The organism is Pseudomonas sp. ADAK2 TE3594 (genome assembly GCF_053628675.1).
In genome coordinates this window covers 3,905,800-3,924,769 of the sequence record NZ_JBRJGV010000001.1, presented here as the reverse complement: position 1 = coordinate 3,924,769, position 18,970 = coordinate 3,905,800, and the positions used below count along the sequence as shown (strand labels likewise).

Here is an 18,970-nt window from a genome sequence, read left to right as displayed (position 1 = left end):
TCTTCGTCTACTTGTCCAACTGCAACTGGTTTGCATTAACAGCCGCACACTCTTGCGATCCACAGGACAACGTTCGACGTGAAAAAAACCACCGCTAAAAATAACAAATCATCCTGGCTGCCCCTCGCTCTCGCCCTGGCGGTCAGCTCGGCGCTGCCCCAGGCGTTCGCCGCCGATGCCATTCATATTCAGGCGCAGCCACTGGGCCAGGCCTTGAGTCAGCTGGGCCAGCAAACCTCGCTGCAGGTTTTTTTCAGCCCGGAACTGGTGGCCGGTAAACAAGCCCCGGCAGTCGACGGTAATCTCTCGCCAGAACAAGCCTTGCGCCAATTGCTGCAAGGCAGCGGTCTGCAATACCAGATCGATGAAGGCTCGGTGACCCTGATGCCAGCCCCGACTTCCGCCGCCAATGGCCCGCTGGAGCTGGGCGTGACCGACATCAAAGTGGTCGGCGACTGGCTCGGTGATGCCGACGCCGCTGTGGTGCAAAACCATCCCGGCGCACGCACGGTGATCCGTCGTGAAGCGATGGTCGAGCAGGGGGCGATGAACGTCGGCGACGTATTGCGTCGCGTACCCGGCGTGCAAGTGCAGGACGCCAACGGCACCGGCGGCAGCGATATTTCCCTGAACGTTGGCGTGCGTGGCCTGACCTCGCGCCTGTCGCCACGCTCCACTGTGCTGATCGACGGCGTGCCGGCCGCCTTCGCCCCTTATGGCCAACCGCAGCTGTCCATGGCGCCGATTTCCTCCGGCAACCTCGACAGCATCGACGTGGTGCGCGGTGCCGGTTCGGTACGTTATGGACCGCAGAACGTCGGTGGCGTGATCAACTTCGTCACCCGCGCGATCCCGGAGAAAGCCACCGGCGAAATCGGCACCACCCTGGAAACCACCCAGCGCGGCGGCTGGAAACACATCGACACCGCGTTTCTCGGAGGCACCGCCGATAACGGCATGGGCGTGGCGCTGTTGTATTCCGGGGTGAACGGCAACGGTTATCGCAAAAGCAACAACAGCAATGACATCGACGACGTGATCCTCAAGACCCATTGGGCACCCACCGATCAGGACGATTTCAGCCTCAATTTCCATTACTATGACGCCAGCGCCGACATGCCCGGTGGCCTGACGCAGAAGCAGTACGACGCCGATCCGTTCCAGTCCGACCGTGACCATGACAACTTCAGCGGCCGCCGCAAGGATGTGTCCTTCAAGTGGATTCGGCAGATCGACGACCGCACCCAGGCCGAAGTGCTGACTTACTATTCCGACAGCTTCCGTGGCAGCACCATCGCCGCTCGCGACCAGAAAACCCTCAGCTCCTATCCGCGTACTTATTACACCTTCGGCATCGAACCGCGGGTGTCCCATGTATTCGATCTGGGCCCGACCACTCAGGAAGCCAGCGTCGGTTATCGCTACCTGAAAGAAGGCATGCATGAAGAGTCGAGCCGTCTGGCGCTGGTGAACAATCAGCCGGTGGTCACCAAAACTTCCGATGGTCATGTGTTCCAGGACCGCACCGGCGGCACCGAAGCCCACGCGGTGTACATCGATGACAAGATCGACGTCGGCAACTGGACCGTGACCCCCGGCATCCGTTTTGAAAGCATCAGCACCGAGTGGCACGACCGGCCGGTTCTCGACACCGTCGGCAAGCCTGTGCAGGAAAAGCGCCGCAGCATCGACAGCAACGAACCGCTGCCGGCCCTGAGCGTGATGTATCACATGTCCGAGGCCTGGAAGCTGTTCGCCAACTACGAAACCTCGTTCGGCAGCCTGCAATATTTCCAGCTCGGTCAGGGTGGCTCGGGTGACAACACCGCCAACGGCCTGAACCCGGAAAAGGCCAAGACCTACGAGATCGGTACGCGCTACAACGATGACGTGTGGGGCGGGGAAGTGACGCTGTTCTACATCGACTTCGATAAAGAATTGCAATACATCAGCAACGATGTGGGCTGGACCAACCTCGGCGCCACCACGCACCAGGGCCTTGAAGCCTCGGTGCACTACGACATGGCGGCGCTGGACCCACGGCTCGACGGCCTGACCGCCAACGCCGGTTTCACCTACACACGCGCGGTTTATGAAGGCGAGATTCCAGGCTTCAAGGGCCGCGACCTACCGTTCTACTCGCGTCAGGTGGCCACCGCCGGGCTGCGTTACGACATCAACCGCTGGACCTACAACCTCGATGCCTTTGCCCAGTCCAGGCAGCGCTCGCCGGGCACCGCGGTGAACGCTGATGGCAGTTTCAGCGGCAACTACATCACCGAAGGTTCAGCAGACGGCCAGTACGGCGACATTCCGGGTTACGTGACCTGGAACGTGCGTGGCGGTTATGACTTCGGCTCGCAACTGTCGAACCTGAAAGTCGGCGCCGGGGTGAAGAACATTTTCGACAAGCAGTACTTCACCCGCTCCAGCGACAACAACTCGGGGATGTACGTCGGCGCGCCACGCACATTCTTTGTGCAGGCCAGCGTCGGGTTCTGACTGCGGTGATGGCGCTGAACCGGCTATGGGTCGGTTCAGCGATAACCGGTTCAGGTGTTCACTCGGGAATCCTGAAGTCGATGATCGGCCCCGGATTGCCCGCTAGGTCTGCGCCCTTGACGCAGACCTTCTGCGGGCCTTCGGCCGCTGAGACATGAAACACCCCGGTGGATGCCGAGACTCGTTGATACCCTTGCGCTGAATCACAGTCGACGTTCTGTACCCGTCCGTTTTTGTAGCGATACTGATCGGGGGCGAGATCCGGTGAAACCGGAAATACCCTGATGTCAAAATCATTACCGTCTGCCAATTCAACCTTATAGACCGGTGTCAACGGTGCCGGTGCTTCCATCAGCCAGCGCCAGTACACGCTGGGGGTTCGCCCCTCCCATTGGCCCGGCACGTCCGTTGGGCGCTGTTGGCCGACTAGGCAAAGAAAATACAGCCCCGCACCCTCCTTCAGTTCGCTACTCAATTGATTGGTGACGCCCGGTTGAGTGACTTGAACCTGGCTGTAGCTATCAAGTGTCTGGCAATCGGCCAAGGTGCGCGTGTAGCGATATCGGTAATAAGGGGCATCCAGGGTAAAGGGCTGATGCCACTGCCAGGGCACGATCTGGCCCTGCTCGTCACGTTCGACCTTGATGTAATCGCTCGACTGCGATGACGCGGGGAAAGACCAGGCGGAACCCATTGGGCAGGTGCCCAGGCGCGAGTTGAAGCGGCCCGCAATAAAGCAACCGTTCAGACCTTCGGCGGCGGAGGCATAGTTGGTGTCGGGGTGCTTGTCGATCGTGCCATCAACCACTTCACAGGGTGCTCCTTTGTCGCAGCGATTACGGCCGCTGCCGCGTGTAGTAGTGCCTAATACGCCCACAACTTCATTGCTGTAGCGTGAGAGTTGCGGTGAACCCGAGAGCCCGTTAACGACGTCGAGACAGCGGTTGCTCGTTTGCCCGACCCAGCGCCACGGACCTTCGAGAATCGCCACCGAGTGTTCCTGTTTGCACGCCATGCGCTGGATGAAACCGTTGACCGGCGCGCCGACGATTAAAATGTCGGTGTCGGGCGCTAGCGTGTGTTCGGCAAGTTTCAGCGGATGTATGCCATCGCTGATCAATTGCCCAAGCGTCTGATCCAGTTCAATGATGGAAATGTCCTGGCCACGCAGAGTACTCCAGTTGATCCGGCTGACAGCGTAAGAGCGGCTTCGCGCCTGGGTGTCATGAAAAAAATTGAACGTCACGCGACCGGTTGCAGGCTGATTGACGATGACTTCGTTGTCGCCTATTTTCGGGTGAGTGCAGTGCCCTGAGGTCAACACATAGGCCGGTTGTGTCAATGCGTCGGGATCTCGCGTGTCGATGAGCGTACCGGAGCAGGTCATGCCGCTGTCCACCTCGACACGCCCGATAGCCTGCCAGTGGGTGTAACGCCCTTCGGCGTTGGACAGCCGCTCGGCCGGGGCAAAGTTGGGGGTGCCTTCGCCCCAATCAAAATAATCGACCGATGCACAGCCTTGGAGCAGGCCGATCAGGGCAACGGTCGATCCCAAGCCAGCGAGCATTTGCATGTTCGATTCCCTCAGTCAAAGGACGAGGGTTCAACATGCTGCATACAAGATAGCGTGTCTACTGTCAGATCTGACAGGTGTGTGCTGAGTGTTTAAACCTTCAATACCTTCCCGCCAATCGCCACGGCCACCAGCAACACTGCCATCAACCCAAAGGCAAAACTCAAACTGCTGCCATGGGCGATAAAGCCGATGACCGCAGGCCCGGCGAGAATCCCCGCATAGCCCAACGTGGTAATGGCCGGCACGGCGATGCTTTCCGGCATGACGGTCTGTTTGCCGACGGCGGTGTAAAGCACCGGCACAATATTCGAGCAGCCAGCCCCCAGCAACGCATAACCCACCAGCGCCGCCTCCCACGCCGGTGCGAACGTCGCCAGCGCCAGGCCCGCCGCGGCCGTCAGCCCACCGAACACAATCACCCGCGTATAACCAAGACGCCGGACAATCCTGTCGCCGGTCAAGCGCCCGACGGTCATGGTCAGCGCAAACGCCGCATAACCCAGCCCCGCATATGCCGTGTCGATCCCGCGCTCCTGCGCCAGGAACACCGCGCTCCAGTCGAGCGCCGCACCTTCGGCCAGGAACACGATGAAACACATCCCGCCGATAAACAGCACGATGCCATGGGGCACGGCGAATGCCGGGCCGGAGCTTTCACTGCCATAAGGCAACAGGTGCGGCGCGGCTTTAAGCAATGCCAGCACTAGAATCACGATCACCACCAACATCGCCCCCAGCGGCGAAAAACCCAAGCCGAGCAGGGCGCTGACACCCGCCGCGCCGACGATCCCGCCGAGGCTGAACAGCCCATGAAAACCCGACATCATGGTCTTGCCGCTGGCCCGCTCGACGATCACCGCTTGCAGGTTCACCGTCGAATCCACCGTGCCCAGGCCCGCGCCGAACATGAACAATGCCGCGATCAATGCCGGTATCGTAGACACCGTCGCCAACAGCGGCAGCGCCGCACAGATCAACAAAGTCCCGCCGCTCAACACCCGACGGCAGCCGAAGCGCGTCGCCAGAATCCCGGCCATCGGCATCGCCAGAATCGAGCCCACCCCCAGGCACAACAGCAACAGCCCAAGGGTTCCTTCATCCAGCCCGGCCCGTGCCTTGGCGTAAGGCACCAGTGGCGCCCAGGCCGCGATGCCGAAGCCTGCGATGAAAAAGGCGATGCGGGTGGACATCTGTTCCAGACGTCCGGGGACGAAGGTGGCTTGGGTGTTGAGGTTGGTCATATCAATCCTTGGCAAAAAACGTCGCGTCCCCAAGGGACAGTGAACAACCACAAAGGGTTCGATCACCACGTCCGGGCGGGGGAGCAGTCAGGCAGGGTGACATCCTTGCACAGCCAGCCGCTGTTTCGCGATATCGTCGACACATCAATTGTTCATAGAGAGGGGGCGCCATGACGCGGATGTACGATGCCCGGGGCAATATCTATGCGGTGGTGACGCCTGACAACGCGCGCAGTAGCGGTATCGAATTGCCTGCGCTGGCCAGCGATGCCGCGCAGACCCGTGAGGCCTGGGCAATGTCGGCCATCGAGGCGTTCTGCGCTTGGGCCCCGGGTACACAACCACCCCGCAGCAAGGCGCATCGCTGCGATGGTCTGCTGGTGGGGCCGTTTCAATCGTCGCCGCCGTTTGACCTGCTGATCGTCAACACCGACGGCAGCCTGGCCGAGCGCAGTGGCAACGGCCTGACGATTTTTTCCCAGGCCCTGAGTGAACAAGGGCTGATGCCGAAAGAGGCCTGTCAGCTGCGGGTTCATCACGACAAGAGCGACGCGGTTTCGCCGGTGGAGACTTCAGTGAAACCCGCTGAAATCGATGGTGTGCAAGGGTTCTGGCTGGATTTGGGAAAACCTTCGTTCGGGCCGCAAGCGGTGGGTGCGCGCGAGGTTGAACGCGTGACGCTGAATGATCGTGAAGTCAGCCATGTGCAGCCGTTGTCAGCGCTTGATCCTGTCTGGAACCGCAGCCAGTTTGTGCGCATCGGCAATCCGCATTGCGTGACGCTGCTGGCGAATGCCGACGCGTTGCCGAGCAATGAGCAGATGCGTGAGCCGCCATTGGCGCAAGGCTTGATGCGTATTGCCTATGCCATGCCGACCGGGGCAGGGCAGCCGTGTCCGGCGGGTGTGAACCTGCAATGGGCAATGCTTGAGTCTGAGGGCCGAATCGTTGCGCGGGTGTTCGAGCGCGGCGAAGGGCCGACCGCCTCGTCGGGCACCAGCGCCAGTGCGGTGGCGTGTGCGGCGTGGCGAGTGGGTTGGGTGGCGGCGGGGGAGGTGAAGGTGGTCATGCCTGGCGGCACGGCGCCGATTTTGCTGGAGGAAATGGAGGGCGAGTTGAGTCGGGTCAGATTGTTTGGTACGGCGCGGTTGATGGGTTGAATTCAAGATCGCCTTCGCGGGCAAGCCTCGCTCCTACAGATATCCGCGCTAACCCTGTAGGAGCGAGGCTTGCCCGCGAAGAGGCCCGCACTGTCAGCGAAAACTCAGAGCTGATCCGCCCATTCCACCACCGGCATCTGCCGCTTCATCAACACCTTGCCCCCGCGAACCGAATACAGCGGCAGACCCTGGCTGCGGATCACCTCGTAATCGCTGTCCGCCGACAGAATCAGCAGATTCGCTGGCCGTCCCTGTTCCAGCCCATAGCGATCACCCAGGTTCATGGCCTTGGCACTGTTGTCGGTCACCAGATCCAGCGCGCTCTGCAGATTGCGATAACCGAGCATGTGGCAGATGTGCAAACCAGCCTCGAGCACCCGCAGGATGTTGCCGTTACCCAGCGGATACCACGGGTCGACAATCGAATCCTGGCCGAAGCACACATTCATCCCCGCTTCGAGCAGCTCATTCACCCGGGTCACGCCACGGCGTTTCGGGAAGCTGTCGAAGCGTCCTTGCAGGTGAATGCTTTCGGTGGGGCAGGAGACAAAACTGATCCCCGAATGCCCGAGCAGCCGAAAGAGCTTGGCGCAGTAGGCGTTGTCGTAGGAGCCCATGGCCGTGGTGTGGCTGGCGGTAACGCGTGAACCCATGTCGCGGCTGCGGGCCTCTTCGGCCAGCACTTCAAGGAAACGTGAGTGCGGGTCGTCGGTTTCGTCGCAATGCACGTCCACCAGGCAACCGGTGCGTTCGGCCAGGTCCATGAGGAACTTCACCGAGCTCACGCCCTGATCGCGGGTGTATTCGAAATGTGGAATGCCCCCGACTACATCGGCGCCCAGGCGGATCGCTTCTTCCATCAGCTCCCGACCGTTGCGGTACGACTCGATGCCTTCCTGAGGGAACGCGACGATTTGCAGGTCGATCAGATGACGGCTTTCCTCGCGGACTTCAAGCATCGCCTTGAGCGCGGTCAGCTCCGGGTCAGTGACGTCGACGTGGGTGCGCACATGCTGGATGCCGTGGGCGGCGAGGGTCTGGATGGTCTTCTTGGCGCGGGTCTTGGTGTCTTCGTGGGTGATGGTCGCCTTGCGTTCGCCCCAGCACTCGATGCCTTCGAACAGCGTGCCGCTCATATTCCAGCGCGGCTCGCCGGCGGTCAGGGTGGCGTCGAGGTGAATATGCGGCTCGACGAAGGGCGGCACCACCAGATTACCGCCAGCGTCCAGGTCGTCAGGCCCCAGTGATGGGGCTTCGGTTTGCCGGGCGATGCTGTGAATCAAGCCGTTTTCCAGGTGCAACTCATGCAGGCCTTCTTGGTTACGCAGGCGGGCGTTGATGATGTGCATCAGGCAATCCTTCTTATAGATCTTGGAGTGGCGCGTCGGCGGTACGGGCACCCAGTACGCCGGTCAATAACACATACGTTAGCGCGGCAGCGGCAATCCCTACCAGCGGCGCGACCCATGGCGAGTTGAAGGCGGCGACCGTGCCGACCGCATAGGCAGTCAGGCCCGGCCAGTTGAACGCGGGCAATTGCGTATCCGCCAGGCGAGGATAGTGACCCCGATAGCGGAAGAAAAAATCCGCCATGATCACCCCACCAATCGGCGGAATCACCGTGCCCAGCAGAATCAGGTAAGGCACCAGCATGTCGTACATGCCCAGCAGGGCCAGCAGCGTGCCGATCATCGCGCCGGCCAGGGTCACGGTTTTGCGACGGTCGGTGCGCAGCAGGTTGCAGCCAGCGACGGCGAAGTTGTAGATGGTGTTGTCCTGAGTACTCCAGATGTTGAGCAGCAACATCGCCATCGCGGCCATGGCGAAGCCTTGCAACAGCAGCACTTCGACCACGTCCGGTTGCTGATAGACGATGGCGCCGTAGGCACCGATCAACACCATCAGACCGTTGCCGACGAAGAAGCCGATCAGGCTCGCCAGCACCGCCACCCGCGCCGAACGGGAGAAGCGTGTCCAGTTGGTGGCTTGCGTCGCACCGCTGACGAATGTGCCGAACACCAGGGTAATCGCGGTCGACCAATCCAGCGTTCCCGTCGGCACCACCGCGAGCAAGCCCTTGAGACCGCCGACCTTCACCGTCGCAACCCACATCGACAACATCAGCAGCAACATCATGGCCGGCACGGCGATGTACGACAGAATCTCCAACCCGCGATAGCCGATGTAGGCCGTGGCACAGAAGCCCAGGCCAAACAGCACCATCAACCCCAGAACCGTGCCCTCGCTCAGTTCGAAATACTTGCCCAGCACCACAGCCGCCGTCGCGGTACCCCAGGCGTACCAGCCGATCTGGGTGAAGCCGAGGATCAGGTCGCTGAGTTTGCTGCCCACTTCACCGAAGCAGAAACGTCCCATCAGCACCGAGTTGAGGCCGCTTTTGAAGGCGATGTAGCCCAGCCCCGCGGCGTAGATCCCCAGCAGCAGATTGCCGACGATAATCACCGCCATCATCTCGCCGAAACTGAACGCCACACCGAGCTTGCCGCCGGCGAACATGGTCGCGGTGAAGAAGGTAAAACCCAGTAGCACCATGGCGGTGGAGGCAAGTCCCTTGCGAGCATGCATCGGGACTTCGCTGAGGGGGTAATCGTTGCCCGAATCGTTCTGCGTCATGTGGCGTTCCTTGCTGGATGGAGGACGCGGGGGGTGCTGCAGTGGTCGTGCCAAAGCTGAGCTGGCGTAATTATTTATAGTCGAGCGCGGAGATTTAGCGGGTGGCGGGCACGAAAGCAGTGCAATTGAAGGAATACAGCACCCATGTGGGAGCGAGCCTGCTCGCGATAGCGGTCCGCCAGTCACCTTGATGCTGGATGTGCCATTGCTATCGCGAGCAGGCTCGCTCCCACAGTAAATGCGCTGTTTTCAAGAGGGTTTTTGCAGGGATAAAAACCGCAGCAGCGCCGCAACGATCGCCTCCGGCGCATCCTCCTGAACCAGATGCCCGGCATTCGCAATGGCGTGAAACTGCGACCCCGCAATCATCTGATGCAGCGCCTGGCCGCGCTCGATGGGAATCCACTGATCGTCCTTCCCCCAAAGAATCTGCACCGGGCAGCGAATCGTCGGGTACAGCCCTTCGACCTCGCGGGTATAACGTTCATCCATCTGTGCGATCTGCCGATAGAACGCCGCTTGCCCCGGTTCCCCCAGCCAAGGCTGCACATAGGGCGCCAGCTCATGATCGGGAATCTCGCGCTTGATCGCGCCACGAATATAGGCCGGCACAATCGCCCGCTGAATGTAATCGGGCGCTCCACTGAACGCGGCTTCATGCTGACGCACATGCTGCACGAACGGCGATCCCCAGGGCGACAGCGCCACCGGGTCGATCAGCGTCAGGCTGCGGTAATCCTTGCCATTGAGCAGGTGCGCGCGCAACGCGGTGGCGCCGCCGAAATCGTGGGCCACCACGTCTGGCCGTTCCAGGCCCCAGTGCTCCAGCAGTTGCGCCAACAGTTGGTTTTGTACACCCAGCGACACATCGCCGTCCGGCTGTGTGGATTGCCCGTAACCCAGCAGATCGAAGTAGTGCACCCGGTGCGTGGTGATGAAGTGCGGCGCAATCCGGTGCCACACATAAGAAGAGAAGGGTGTGCCATGCACGAACACCAGCGGTGGACCGTCGCCACGCACGGCGTAGCGCACGGAATGCCCGTTGAAACGATAGGTCTGAGCCAGCGGCCAGTCAGCCATGGGAGCGTCCTCTTGGCATGTGCGAGCCAAGAAGCATAAGCATAAAAAAACAGCCATTGAAGGCTGTTTCTCTATTCACTGACGAAACGCAGTTCTTGTGTGGTCGGGCTTGTATGGGAGTCGGGCTTGCCCGCGATGCAGACGGCTCGGTTTAATGTCGAACCGAGTTGATGCCATCGCAGGCAAGCCAGCTCCCACAGGGATTCATGCTGTGCTTGGGATCGGCTTACTCGCCGTGATAGATGCAACCGCTGGTGCAGGTCTCGTGGATACGAATCGCACTAAGCTCCGGCAGCAGGGGCTTCAATTCATTCCAGATCCACTTGGCCAGCACTTCGCTGGTCGGGTTTTCCAGGCCGGGAATGTCGTTCAGGTAGTTATGGTCCAGGCGCTCGTAGAGCGGCTTGAAGATCGCCTTGATTTCCGAGAAGTCGCGGATCCAGCCAGTGTGCGGATCGAGGTCGCCGCTCAGGTGAATCGCCACTTTGAACGAGTGACCGTGCAGGCGACCGCACTTGTGGCCGTCTGGCACGTGGGGCAGGCGGTGGGCGGACTCGAAGGTAAACTCTTTGAAAATTTCCACAGTGATGTTCAGCTCTGTCAGGTGGCGATCGCCGCGGCGATATGGGCAGGTGGCGAGTTTACCAGCTTGTGTTTGGCGATGCGGGAAAACACTGACCAGTGTCCTGTCTCACCAATACGTTCCTCTTTTGGCGACAACAGCCACCGTCAAAAAGGAACAGTATTGGCGAGACAGGGCACTAGAGGGTCAGCAAGCGCTCGCCCAAGCGACCGTTGGTGGTCAGTTCGAGGAATTCGTCACCCAGCCTGCGGCTTTCATCCATCGTCGTGCGCCAGTATTTCTGCCGGCTCGGGGCGTCGCCCATGAAGCGCTTGAAGTCGTTACGGTCCGGCAGTTTGCCGTAGGGCAGGCGCGACAGATATTCCTTTGACGGCGCCAGCAACAGAACATCCTGCAAGCGCGCAGGACAGGCGCGGCGCCACGGCAGCGTCTTGTCGAACCAGCCGGGGATCACTCGATCAGTGAAGTGCGGATACAGCACAATGTCGTTGCCGCTGTAGGGCAAGTCGAGGTGATAGTCCAGCAGTCCGCCATCGCGAAACGTCCCGGCGCCGGCACCCGGCAGGTCGCGCACGCCTTGCATGACCATCGGGATCGAACCGGAGGCGAGCAGGGCCTGGCGCAGGTTGCCGGCATCCAGCGCGACGAAGCGTGACGGGAAGTCATTCAGCGTGTGGACGGGTGGCGCCAGACGCGGGTCGTGGATGATCAGCCGCTCGAAATGCCGCGACAGCCGCGCCCGCCCGCGCAGGTTGTCGGCGATCACCGACGACAGGCCCAACCCCAGCCGACCGCGATGATCGTCCGCCAGCAGGCCATGGCTTTTGACCACCATGATGTTCAGTCGGTAGTGGGCGTTGTCCAGAATCGAGGCATCGCGGCCGTCGAGCAAGTCATCGAGCATGCGCCGGGAGCTCTGGCTGATCTGCGCCATGGTCACGCCCTTGGCGAAATTCTGCTCGGTGTACAGATGACCGAGGCGGCGGATGCCTTCGGCGGCATCCGGCAGGCAGGCGCTGGCGAACCGCCAGGAACCCACCGAGGCGCCAATCAGCGAACGCTCCCGGGGCGCCGCCGGCAGCCATTCGCCGAACAGCGCCAGATCCAGCCCCTGAATTCCCAACGCTTTCGGGCCACCGGCGGCGCCCGGCAACGTGCCCACATCGGCGGCGCTCAAGCCATTTGCACGGATGCGCGCCAAGGCCCGCGGGCCGGCCTTGAGGGTCAGGGAAGGGAACTTGATGTGGATCGCGGTCATACCGGTCTCGATGTTTGGCAGGCGGGGGATTATAAGCGCGTGTCAGACAGCGCAGCGCACAATCTGTAGGAGCCAGGCTTGCCGGCGAAGGCGATTTCGAGGACGCCTTCGCCGGCAAGCCTGGCTCCTACAGGGGGTTGTGTGTGTCGGTAATGTCGCGTTGCAATCATCAATGATGGCAATTCAGTTTCAGTTAATCTCGAATCACTAAGGTAGCTCTCGTAGCAACACATAAAAAAATACGGAGACACCCCATGAAAATCCTGACTGCCCTGTTCACCGCCTCCATCATCGCCATGACTGCCAGCATCGCTCACGCGCGAGACCTCGGCCCCGACGAAGCCCTGAGACTGCGCGACGCTGGTACCATTGTGTCCTTCGAGAAGCTCAACGCCACGGCATTGGCCAAACACCCCGGCGCCAAAATCAGCGAAACCGAGCTAGAAGAAGAGTACGGCAAGTACATCTACCAGGTGGAACTGCGCGACCCGCAGGGCCTTGAGTGGGGCCTGGAATTGGACGCTGTCAGCGGGCAGGTTCTCAAGGATCATCAGGATACGTAATGAAGGTGTTTTCTTTAAATCGCCGCGCCAGCAGCCGAATGGCGCTGGCGCTCCTGGCTTTTTGCTCGGTGGTCATGGCCCGCGACCTGGATCAGGACGAGGCCCTGCGCCTGCGCCAACAAGGTGTGATCCTGCCGCTGGAGCAGCTCTTGCAGCAAGCGCTGGGCCTCTATCCCGGGGCCAAGCTGCTGGAAGCCGAGCTTGAGGAAAAACACGACGTCTACATTTATGAGGTCGAGCTGCTGACCACCGAAGGCGTGGTGCGCGAGCTGGACCTCGACGCCACCACCGGCCACTTACTGAAAGACAAGGAAGATTGACCGATGCGTTTGCTCCTGGTGGAAGACCACGTGCCGCTGGCCGACGAATTGATGGCCGGCCTCAACCGGCAGGGTTACGCCGTGGACTGGCTGGCCGACGGCCGCGATGCGGTGTATCAGGGCAGCAGCGAGCCTTATGACCTGATCATTCTCGACCTCGGACTGCCGGGTTTGCCGGGGCTCGACGTGCTGGCGCAATGGCGGGCCGGCGGCTTGGCCACGCCCGTGCTGATCCTCACCGCGCGCGGTTCCTGGGCCGAGCGGATCGAAGGCCTCAAGGCCGGTGCTGATGATTACCTGACCAAACCGTTTCACCCCGAAGAACTGCACCTGCGAGTCCAGGCATTGTTACGCCGCTCCCATGGCCACGCCAATCAGCCGACGCTCAAGGCCGCCGGTTTGCATCTGGATGAAGGTCGCCAGTGCGTGACCCGCGACGGCGCCGACATCCAGCTCACCGCCGCCGAGTTTCGCCTGCTGCGCTATTTCATGCTGCACCCCGAACAGATCCTTTCCAAAAGCCATCTCGCGGAGCACCTTTACGACGGTGAAACCGAGCGCGATTCCAACGTGCTGGAAGTCCACGTCAACCACCTGCGACGCAAGCTCGGCCGCAGCGTGATCGAAACCCGTCGCGGTCAGGGTTACCTGTTCGGCGGGCAAGCCCAGTGAGGTCGATCCAGCGCCGTTTGAGCCTGGGCCTGATCAGCGTGATGGTGATCGTCGGCCTGGTGCTGGCGCAAACCAGCCTGTGGCTGTTCGAAATGGGTTTGCAGCGCTACCTCGAAGCCGGGTTGCGCAACGACAGCGAAAACCTGTTGGTGGCGCTGGTGCGTGGGCCGCAGGGGTTGCAGCTGGATGAACGGCACTTGGCGCCGGCCTATCAGCGACCGTTCTCCGGGCATTACTTTCGTATCGATTTCGCCGACAGCCGTTGGCGTTCCCGTTCGTTATGGGATCAGGAGCTGCCGTCGCTTGAACACCCTGGCCTGCATAGCAATCTGCAATTGGGGCCGGAAGGCCAGCAGCTGTTGGTATTGCGTTCGGACTACCGTCGGTTGGGCCAGGCGATTTCCATCAGCGTCGCCCAGGACTACACCCCGGTGCGCGAGAGCTTTCGGCGCATGCAACAGGTCGGCCTTGGACTGGGGCTGGCGGGGCTATTGCTGATATTGCTGTTGCAACGTATCACCGTGCGCCGCGCCTTGCGCCCGCTGGAAAAAGCCCGCGAGCAAATCGCCCAATTGCAACAGGGCCAGCGCTCGCAACTCGACGAAGAAGTGCCGCTGGAGCTGGAACCACTGGTGGCGCAGATCAACCATTTGCTGGCCCACACAGAAGACAGCCTCAAGCGCTCACGCAATGCCTTGGGCAATCTCGGCCATGCCTTGAAAACCCCGCTGGCGGTGTTGTTGAGCCTGGCTTCAAGCGAAAAACTCGATGCTCACCCGCAGCTGCGCAAAGTCATGCAGGCGCAACTGGAACAGGTTCAGCAGCGGCTCAATCGTGAACTCAACCGCGCCCGGCTGTCCGGCGATGCACTGCCAGGGGCGTTGTTCGATTGCGATGCGGAACTGCCGGGGTTGCTGGCCACGTTGAACATGATTCACGGCGAACACCTCGACTTGAGCTACCGGGCTCCGGCCGGTTTGCAACTGCCATGGGATCGCGAAGATCTGCTGGAGTTGCTGGGCAACCTGCTGGACAACGCCTGCAAATGGGCGGATGCCGAGGTGCGGTTGAGCGTGGTCGAAACAGCAGAAAGGTTTGAGTTGAGCGTGGAAGACGATGGCCCGGGCATTCCCGAAGACCAGCGCGCTCAAGTGTTCAGTCGCGGTACCCGGCTTGATGAACAGACGGATGGGCATGGCTTGGGATTGGGCATCGTGCGCGACATCGTCGACACGTGGGGCGGGGTGTTGAAGTTGCAGGAAAGCGAGTGGGGCGGGTTGAAAGTGACAATCGAGCTACCCAAACGCTGACTCCAAACGCAAGCCCGCTCCCACAGGGTTAGCGGTGACCGCAGAATTTTCAGTCAACACAAACCCACTGTGGGAGCGGGCTTGCCCGCGATGGCGATGTAACAGTCAACATAGATATTGGATGTTATGGCCTCATCGCGGGCAAGCCCGCTCCCACAGGATTGGCGTTGGCCACAAATTCTGTGCTCAACCGATACCCCTGTGGGGGCGGGTACATCAGACGCGAAACTGATCCATCAAGCTCTGCTGCTGATTCGCCAAACTGTTAAGCGACTGACTCACCCGCGCCGATTCATTGGCCTGCCCCGACAGCGATTCGGTCACATCCCGAATGGTCGCCACGTTGTTATTGATCTCTTCAGCCACCGCGCTTTGTTCTTCAGCCGCACTGGCAATCTGCAGGTTCATGTCGCTGATCACCGTCACCGCATCACCAATCTGACGCAACGCTGTCACTGCCTGACCAACCTGCTCGACACTGCCCTGAGCCTGGCGATGGCTGTTGTTCATCGAACTCACTACGTCCTGAGTACCGCTCTGCAACTGCTCGATCACCAGGCGGGTTTCCTCCACGGACTCCTGAGTACGCCGTGCCAGGTTGCGCACTTCATCGGCCACCACGGCAAAACCGCGTCCGGCTTCACCGGCCCGGGCGGCTTCGATGGCGGCGTTCAGCGCCAAGAGGTTGGTCTGTTCGGCAATGGCACGAATGACTTCCAGCACCGAACCGATTTTCTCGCTGTTCGCTGCCAGTCCTTCGACCTGCACCATGGCCGCGCTCATGTCGGCGGCGAGGTGGTCGATGCTGGCGGTGGTGCGGTCGATCACGGTCAAACCCTGGCGGGTCGCCTGATCGGCATCGCGCGCCGCTTGTGCTGCTTGCGCGGCGCTACGGGCGACGTCCTGGGCGGTGGCGCTCATTTCGTGGGACGCGGTCGCCACCTGATCGACCTGGCGATATTGCTGCTCCATGCCGGCGCTGGTCTGGGTGGCGATGGCGGACGACTGGTCCGCCGTGCTGCGGGCGTCCTGCACCGAGCGCTTCACTTGGGCGATGATCGGTTGCAGCTTGTCGAGGAAACGGTTGAACCAACCGGCCAACTGGCCCAGTTCATCCTGCTTGTCGTAGGCCAGGCGCCGGGTCAGGTCGCCTTCGCCGCTGGCAATGTCTTCCAGCATGCGGGCCACGCCGAGGATCGGTCGGGTCACGCTACGCGCCATCAGCCACACCAACAGCAGACCGACGAGCGCCGCCAGCACACCCAGGCACAGTTCAATCAGCGTACCGGTGGTGTTGCTGTCGTCGAGTTGTTTTTTCAGCGCTTCGGCGGGGCCGACCAGGACCTTCTCCGGCACGTCGAGCAACACGCCCCAGGATTTGCCACCGGGAATCGGCTGGAACGGTGACAGCACTTTCAATTGCTGGTTGCTGTGCAGGCTTTCGGTTTTACTGCTGGTGGTCAGCCTGCGGAGCAATTCGGCACCGTTGGTTGTGTCGACGGCGTCCAGGCGCTGGCTGAGCTTGCTGGCGTCCGGGCTGTAGGCGGCAAGCAAACCGACCGGGCTGACGATGCTGACATTGGTCTGGCCGTCATAGAGTTTTTTGCTGGCGCTCTGGCTGATCGCTTGCAGGCTGTTGAGGTTGATGTCCACCGACAGCGAGGCAATGACTTTGCCGTTGACCATCAGCGGGAACACGATGCTGGTCATCAGCACGTTCTGACCGTCGATCACATAGAAGTAGGGTTCGATCACGCAAGGCTTGAGTGTGGTGCGCGGGCAAGTGAACCAGGCGTTGGCCGGCTCGCCGCTGGGGCCAGTGCTGGTGTCGGCGATGTCGCTTTCCGGCAGGGCCATGGAGGTCACCTTGCCAGGTACAGGTTGCGACCAGTACAGGGCGAAACGACCCTTCTCGTTACTGCCAATCTCTGTCTGGTCAGCGAACAGTTCGTCCTTGCCGTCCAGCGCATTGGCCTCGAACACCAGGGACAGACCAAGCAGTTCCGGGTTGGCTTGCAGGGCCGACTTGACCTGCCGGGTCAAGTCTTCACGCAGGTCGAAGGCATCGAGAAAGCGCTTCTCGGCCTGATCGCGCAAAAACAGCACCTGCCGCGAGAAACCATGGCCATATTGATAGGCGTCCATGAACTGCTGACGAATACCCAGCGCCTGGACTTCACCCTGAGACTCGATGCGCGCCTGGGCGGCTTCGGTGAGCATCTCCATGCTCGAGGCTTTCACCAGCGCGGAGCTGTGCTCCATGCGATACAGCGAAAGACCTACCAGCAGGGTCACGATGCCTGCCAGGCACAGCCCGGCCAACAGGGTGATTTTCCATTGGATGGAAAGTTGTCTGAGCGACATGGGAACGTCCTTTTATTCGATAAATATCTGAGACTTTGCACTGTAGCGGCTGTGATTCGGCTTTCTTTATGTTGCAAGCCGAAGCTTTGTGGAGAGGGGGCTTACCTGTGGCGAGGGGGCTTGCCCCCGTTAGGTCGCGAAGCGGCCCCCTGCATTTAGTCAGACAACCCGCATCGGCAGGTTTTGCGACTGCTTCGCAGCCGAACGGGGGCAAGCCCCCTCGCCACAGGGTAAACCATGTCCCCGGTCCAAACGGGGTGTTGGCTTTGACAAGGCCGCAGCGGTCCGGCACAGTGCGCGCCCTCTAATAAAACCCATTCTTCAATCCGCCGGCAGCTCATGCAGACTGCTGGCCGGACTCATTCCGTTTGCCTTGAGGTAACGATGATTAATGCAGTAATTGCCGCGGTCGGCATCATGCTGATACTCAGCCTGTCCCGCGTGCATGTGGTGATCGCACTGATCGTGGGCGCGCTGGTCGGTGGCTTGACCGGTGGCCTGGGCATCGACGCGACCCTGAAAGCCTTCAACAATGGCCTTGGCGGCGGGGCGACGGTTGCATTGTCATACGCTTTGCTCGGCGCATTCGCGGTGGCCATCGCCAAGTCCGGCCTGGCCCATGCGCTGGCCGACAAAGCCCTGGCCATGGTCGATCGCCAGCACGCCAACGGTGGCGGAAATGTCAAATGGCTGCTGATCGGTTTGCTGTGGGTGGTGGCCATCGCCTCGCAGAACATTTTGCCGATTCATATCGCCTTTATCCCGTTGCTGGTTCCGCCTCTTTTATATGTGCTGACCAAGCTGCAACTGGACCGTCGATTGATTGCCTGTGTTATCACCTTCGGTTTGATCACGCCGTACATGTTCCTGCCCGTGGGCTTCGGCAACATCTTCCTCAATGAAATCCTGCTGGCCAACGTCGCCCGCAGTGGCGTGGATATCAGCGGAATCAACGTCACCCATGCCATGGGTATTCCGGCACTGGGCATGGTTTTTGGTCTCGCGGCAGCCTTCATCAGCTATCGCAAGAAGCGCGTTTACGATCTGGAAAAGATCGAGCAGGTCGAACAGGTCGCGGTGCAATACAACCCGTTGAGCTTGATGGTGGCCGGCCTGGCCATTGCCGCCGCGTTCATTATTCAGTTGCTGCTGGACTCGATGATTATCGGGGCGCTGGCGGGTTTTCTGATTTTCTCGGTGTCGGGGATTGTGAAGTGGCGCGACACCGATGACCTGTTCACCGAAGGCATGAAGATGATGGCGATGATCGGCTTCATCATGATCGCCGCGTCCGGGTTTGGCGAAGTGATCAAAGCCACCGGGCAAGTGCAGACACTGGTCGAAACCTCGGCCTCGTGGATCGGCCACAGCAAAGCCATCGGCGCGTTGCTGATGTTGTTGGTGGGCCTGTTGGTGACCATGGGCATTGGCTCGTCGTTTTCCACCGTCCCGATTCTGGCGGTGATTTTCGTGCCGCTGTGCGTGCAACTGGGCTTCAGCCCGATCGCCATCGTGTGCATCGTCGGCACTGCTGGCGCATTGGGCGATGCCGGGTCACCCGCGTCGGACTCGACCCTGGGCCCGACCTCCGGTCTGAACATCGACGGCCAGCATCACCACATCTGGGACACCGTGGTCCCGACCTTCCTGCACTACAATCTGCCATTGCTGGCGTTTGGCTGGGTGGCGGCGATGGTGTTGTAACCA

The 18,970-nt window shown here is 60.9% G+C and carries 15 protein-coding genes and 1 pseudogene; 7 read left to right on the top strand and 9 right to left on the bottom strand.

Features of this window, described 5'->3' with window-relative positions; all coding sequences use genetic code 11:
- Nucleotides 1-78: 78 nt before the first annotated feature.
- On the top strand, nt 79-2,502 hold the full coding sequence (locus tag AB7M22_RS17430; protein WP_454187224.1) for a TonB-dependent siderophore receptor: 2,424 nt from the start codon (nt 79-81) through the stop codon (nt 2,500-2,502).
- Between the two features lie 58 nt (nt 2,503-2,560).
- On the opposite strand, the gene AB7M22_RS17425 is transcribed toward AB7M22_RS17430, so the two are convergent.
- Together AB7M22_RS17425 and AB7M22_RS17420 are read right to left on the bottom strand one after the other, a co-directional pair.
- Entirely contained in the window at nt 2,561-4,075 is a 1,515-nt protein-coding gene (locus AB7M22_RS17425) for a serine protease (RefSeq protein WP_454187223.1), read from the bottom strand.
- A gap of 92 nt (nt 4,076-4,167) precedes the next feature.
- On the bottom strand, nt 4,168-5,319 hold the full coding sequence (locus tag AB7M22_RS17420) for an MFS transporter (protein ID WP_008011521.1): 1,152 nt from the start codon (nt 5,317-5,319) through the stop codon (nt 4,168-4,170).
- 170 nt (nt 5,320-5,489) lie between these two features.
- Between AB7M22_RS17420 and AB7M22_RS17415 the strand changes: the two genes are divergently transcribed.
- Nucleotides 5,490-6,479, top strand: a complete 990-nt coding sequence (locus AB7M22_RS17415) for a diaminopimelate epimerase (RefSeq protein WP_454187222.1) — start codon at nt 5,490-5,492, stop codon at nt 6,477-6,479.
- 104 nt (nt 6,480-6,583) lie between these two features.
- Here the strand turns inward: AB7M22_RS17415 and codA are convergent, their stop codons facing one another.
- From codA to AB7M22_RS17390, 5 genes are all read right to left on the bottom strand, one after another.
- A complete protein-coding gene (codA, locus tag AB7M22_RS17410) occupies nt 6,584-7,828 on the bottom strand; it encodes a cytosine deaminase (protein ID WP_008011526.1) in 1,245 nt (414 codons plus the stop codon).
- Nucleotides 7,829-7,841: 13 nt separating this feature from the next.
- Nucleotides 7,842-9,113, bottom strand: coding sequence for a cytosine permease (gene codB, locus AB7M22_RS17405; protein ID WP_454187221.1), 1,272 nt, complete (start codon nt 9,111-9,113; stop codon nt 7,842-7,844).
- A gap of 249 nt (nt 9,114-9,362) precedes the next feature.
- Nucleotides 9,363-10,193, bottom strand: coding sequence for an alpha/beta fold hydrolase (locus tag AB7M22_RS17400; protein ID WP_454187220.1), 831 nt, complete (start codon nt 10,191-10,193; stop codon nt 9,363-9,365).
- A gap of 226 nt (nt 10,194-10,419) precedes the next feature.
- Nucleotides 10,420-10,776: a 6-carboxytetrahydropterin synthase QueD gene (queD, locus tag AB7M22_RS17395; protein WP_003179697.1), complete on the bottom strand. Its 357-nt coding sequence runs from the start codon at nt 10,774-10,776 to the stop codon at nt 10,420-10,422.
- A gap of 178 nt (nt 10,777-10,954) precedes the next feature.
- Complete coding sequence (locus AB7M22_RS17390) at nt 10,955-12,034, bottom strand: patatin-like phospholipase family protein (protein WP_454187219.1); 1,080 nt, start codon at nt 12,032-12,034, stop codon at nt 10,955-10,957.
- A 254-nt stretch (nt 12,035-12,288) separates the two neighbouring features.
- On the opposite strand from AB7M22_RS17390, the gene AB7M22_RS17385 reads away from it, so the two are divergent.
- The 4 genes from AB7M22_RS17385 to AB7M22_RS17370 are packed head-to-tail and all read left to right on the top strand — an operon-like array spanning nt 12,289 to nt 14,899.
- Nucleotides 12,289-12,597, top strand: a complete 309-nt coding sequence (locus AB7M22_RS17385; RefSeq protein WP_454187218.1) for a PepSY domain-containing protein — start codon at nt 12,289-12,291, stop codon at nt 12,595-12,597.
- Nucleotides 12,597-12,917, top strand: coding sequence for a PepSY domain-containing protein (locus tag AB7M22_RS17380; RefSeq protein ID WP_454187217.1), 321 nt, complete (start codon nt 12,597-12,599; stop codon nt 12,915-12,917). Before AB7M22_RS17385 ends, AB7M22_RS17380 begins: the two co-directional genes overlap by 1 nt.
- A gap of 3 nt (nt 12,918-12,920) precedes the next feature.
- A complete protein-coding gene (locus tag AB7M22_RS17375) occupies nt 12,921-13,589 on the top strand; it encodes a response regulator transcription factor (protein ID WP_007907723.1) in 669 nt (222 codons plus the stop codon).
- The gene (locus tag AB7M22_RS17370; protein WP_454187216.1) at nt 13,586-14,899 is read left to right on the top strand and encodes a sensor histidine kinase; all 1,314 of its coding nucleotides are present in this window, start codon (nt 13,586-13,588) and stop codon (nt 14,897-14,899) included. Before AB7M22_RS17375 ends, AB7M22_RS17370 begins: the two co-directional genes overlap by 4 nt.
- 216 nt (nt 14,900-15,115) lie before the next feature.
- Here AB7M22_RS17370 and AB7M22_RS17365 read toward each other — a convergent pair whose 3' ends face one another.
- Entirely contained in the window at nt 15,116-15,871 is a 756-nt protein-coding gene (locus AB7M22_RS17365) for a methyl-accepting chemotaxis protein (protein ID WP_454188830.1), read from the bottom strand.
- A gap of 102 nt (nt 15,872-15,973) precedes the next feature.
- A pseudogene (locus AB7M22_RS17360) lies at nt 15,974-16,120 on the bottom strand (HAMP domain-containing protein); the annotation flags it as partial.
- Nucleotides 16,121-17,650: 1,530 nt separating this feature from the next.
- Between AB7M22_RS17360 and AB7M22_RS17355 the strand changes: the two are divergent.
- Complete coding sequence (locus AB7M22_RS17355; RefSeq protein WP_162130608.1) at nt 17,651-18,967, top strand: Na+/H+ antiporter family protein; 1,317 nt, start codon at nt 17,651-17,653, stop codon at nt 18,965-18,967.
- The last annotated feature ends 3 nt before the right edge of the window (nt 18,968-18,970 follow it).

Bases quoted from the DNA above. Each gene is read 5' to 3' on its own strand.
- AB7M22_RS17425 (WP_454187223.1), bottom strand. From the start codon at position 4,075: ATGCAAATGCTCGCTGGCTTGGGATCGACCGTTGCCCTGATCGGCCTG.
- AB7M22_RS17420 (WP_008011521.1), bottom strand. From the start codon at position 5,319: ATGACCAACCTCAACACCCAAGCCACCTTCGTCCCCGGACGTCTGGAA.
- AB7M22_RS17415 (WP_454187222.1), top strand. From the start codon at position 5,490: ATGACGCGGATGTACGATGCCCGGGGCAATATCTATGCGGTGGTGACG.
- codA (WP_008011526.1), bottom strand. From the start codon at position 7,828: ATGCACATCATCAACGCCCGCCTGCGTAACCAAGAAGGCCTGCATGAG.
- codB (WP_454187221.1), bottom strand. From the start codon at position 9,113: ATGACGCAGAACGATTCGGGCAACGATTACCCCCTCAGCGAAGTCCCG.
- AB7M22_RS17400 (WP_454187220.1), bottom strand. From the start codon at position 10,193: ATGGCTGACTGGCCGCTGGCTCAGACCTATCGTTTCAACGGGCATTCC.
- AB7M22_RS17390 (WP_454187219.1), bottom strand. From the start codon at position 12,034: ATGACCGCGATCCACATCAAGTTCCCTTCCCTGACCCTCAAGGCCGGC.
- AB7M22_RS17385 (WP_454187218.1), top strand. From the start codon at position 12,289: ATGAAAATCCTGACTGCCCTGTTCACCGCCTCCATCATCGCCATGACT.
- AB7M22_RS17380 (WP_454187217.1), top strand. From the start codon at position 12,597: ATGAAGGTGTTTTCTTTAAATCGCCGCGCCAGCAGCCGAATGGCGCTG.
- AB7M22_RS17375 (WP_007907723.1), top strand. From the start codon at position 12,921: ATGCGTTTGCTCCTGGTGGAAGACCACGTGCCGCTGGCCGACGAATTG.
- AB7M22_RS17365 (WP_454188830.1), bottom strand. From the start codon at position 15,871: ATGGAGCAGCAATATCGCCAGGTCGATCAGGTGGCGACCGCGTCCCAC.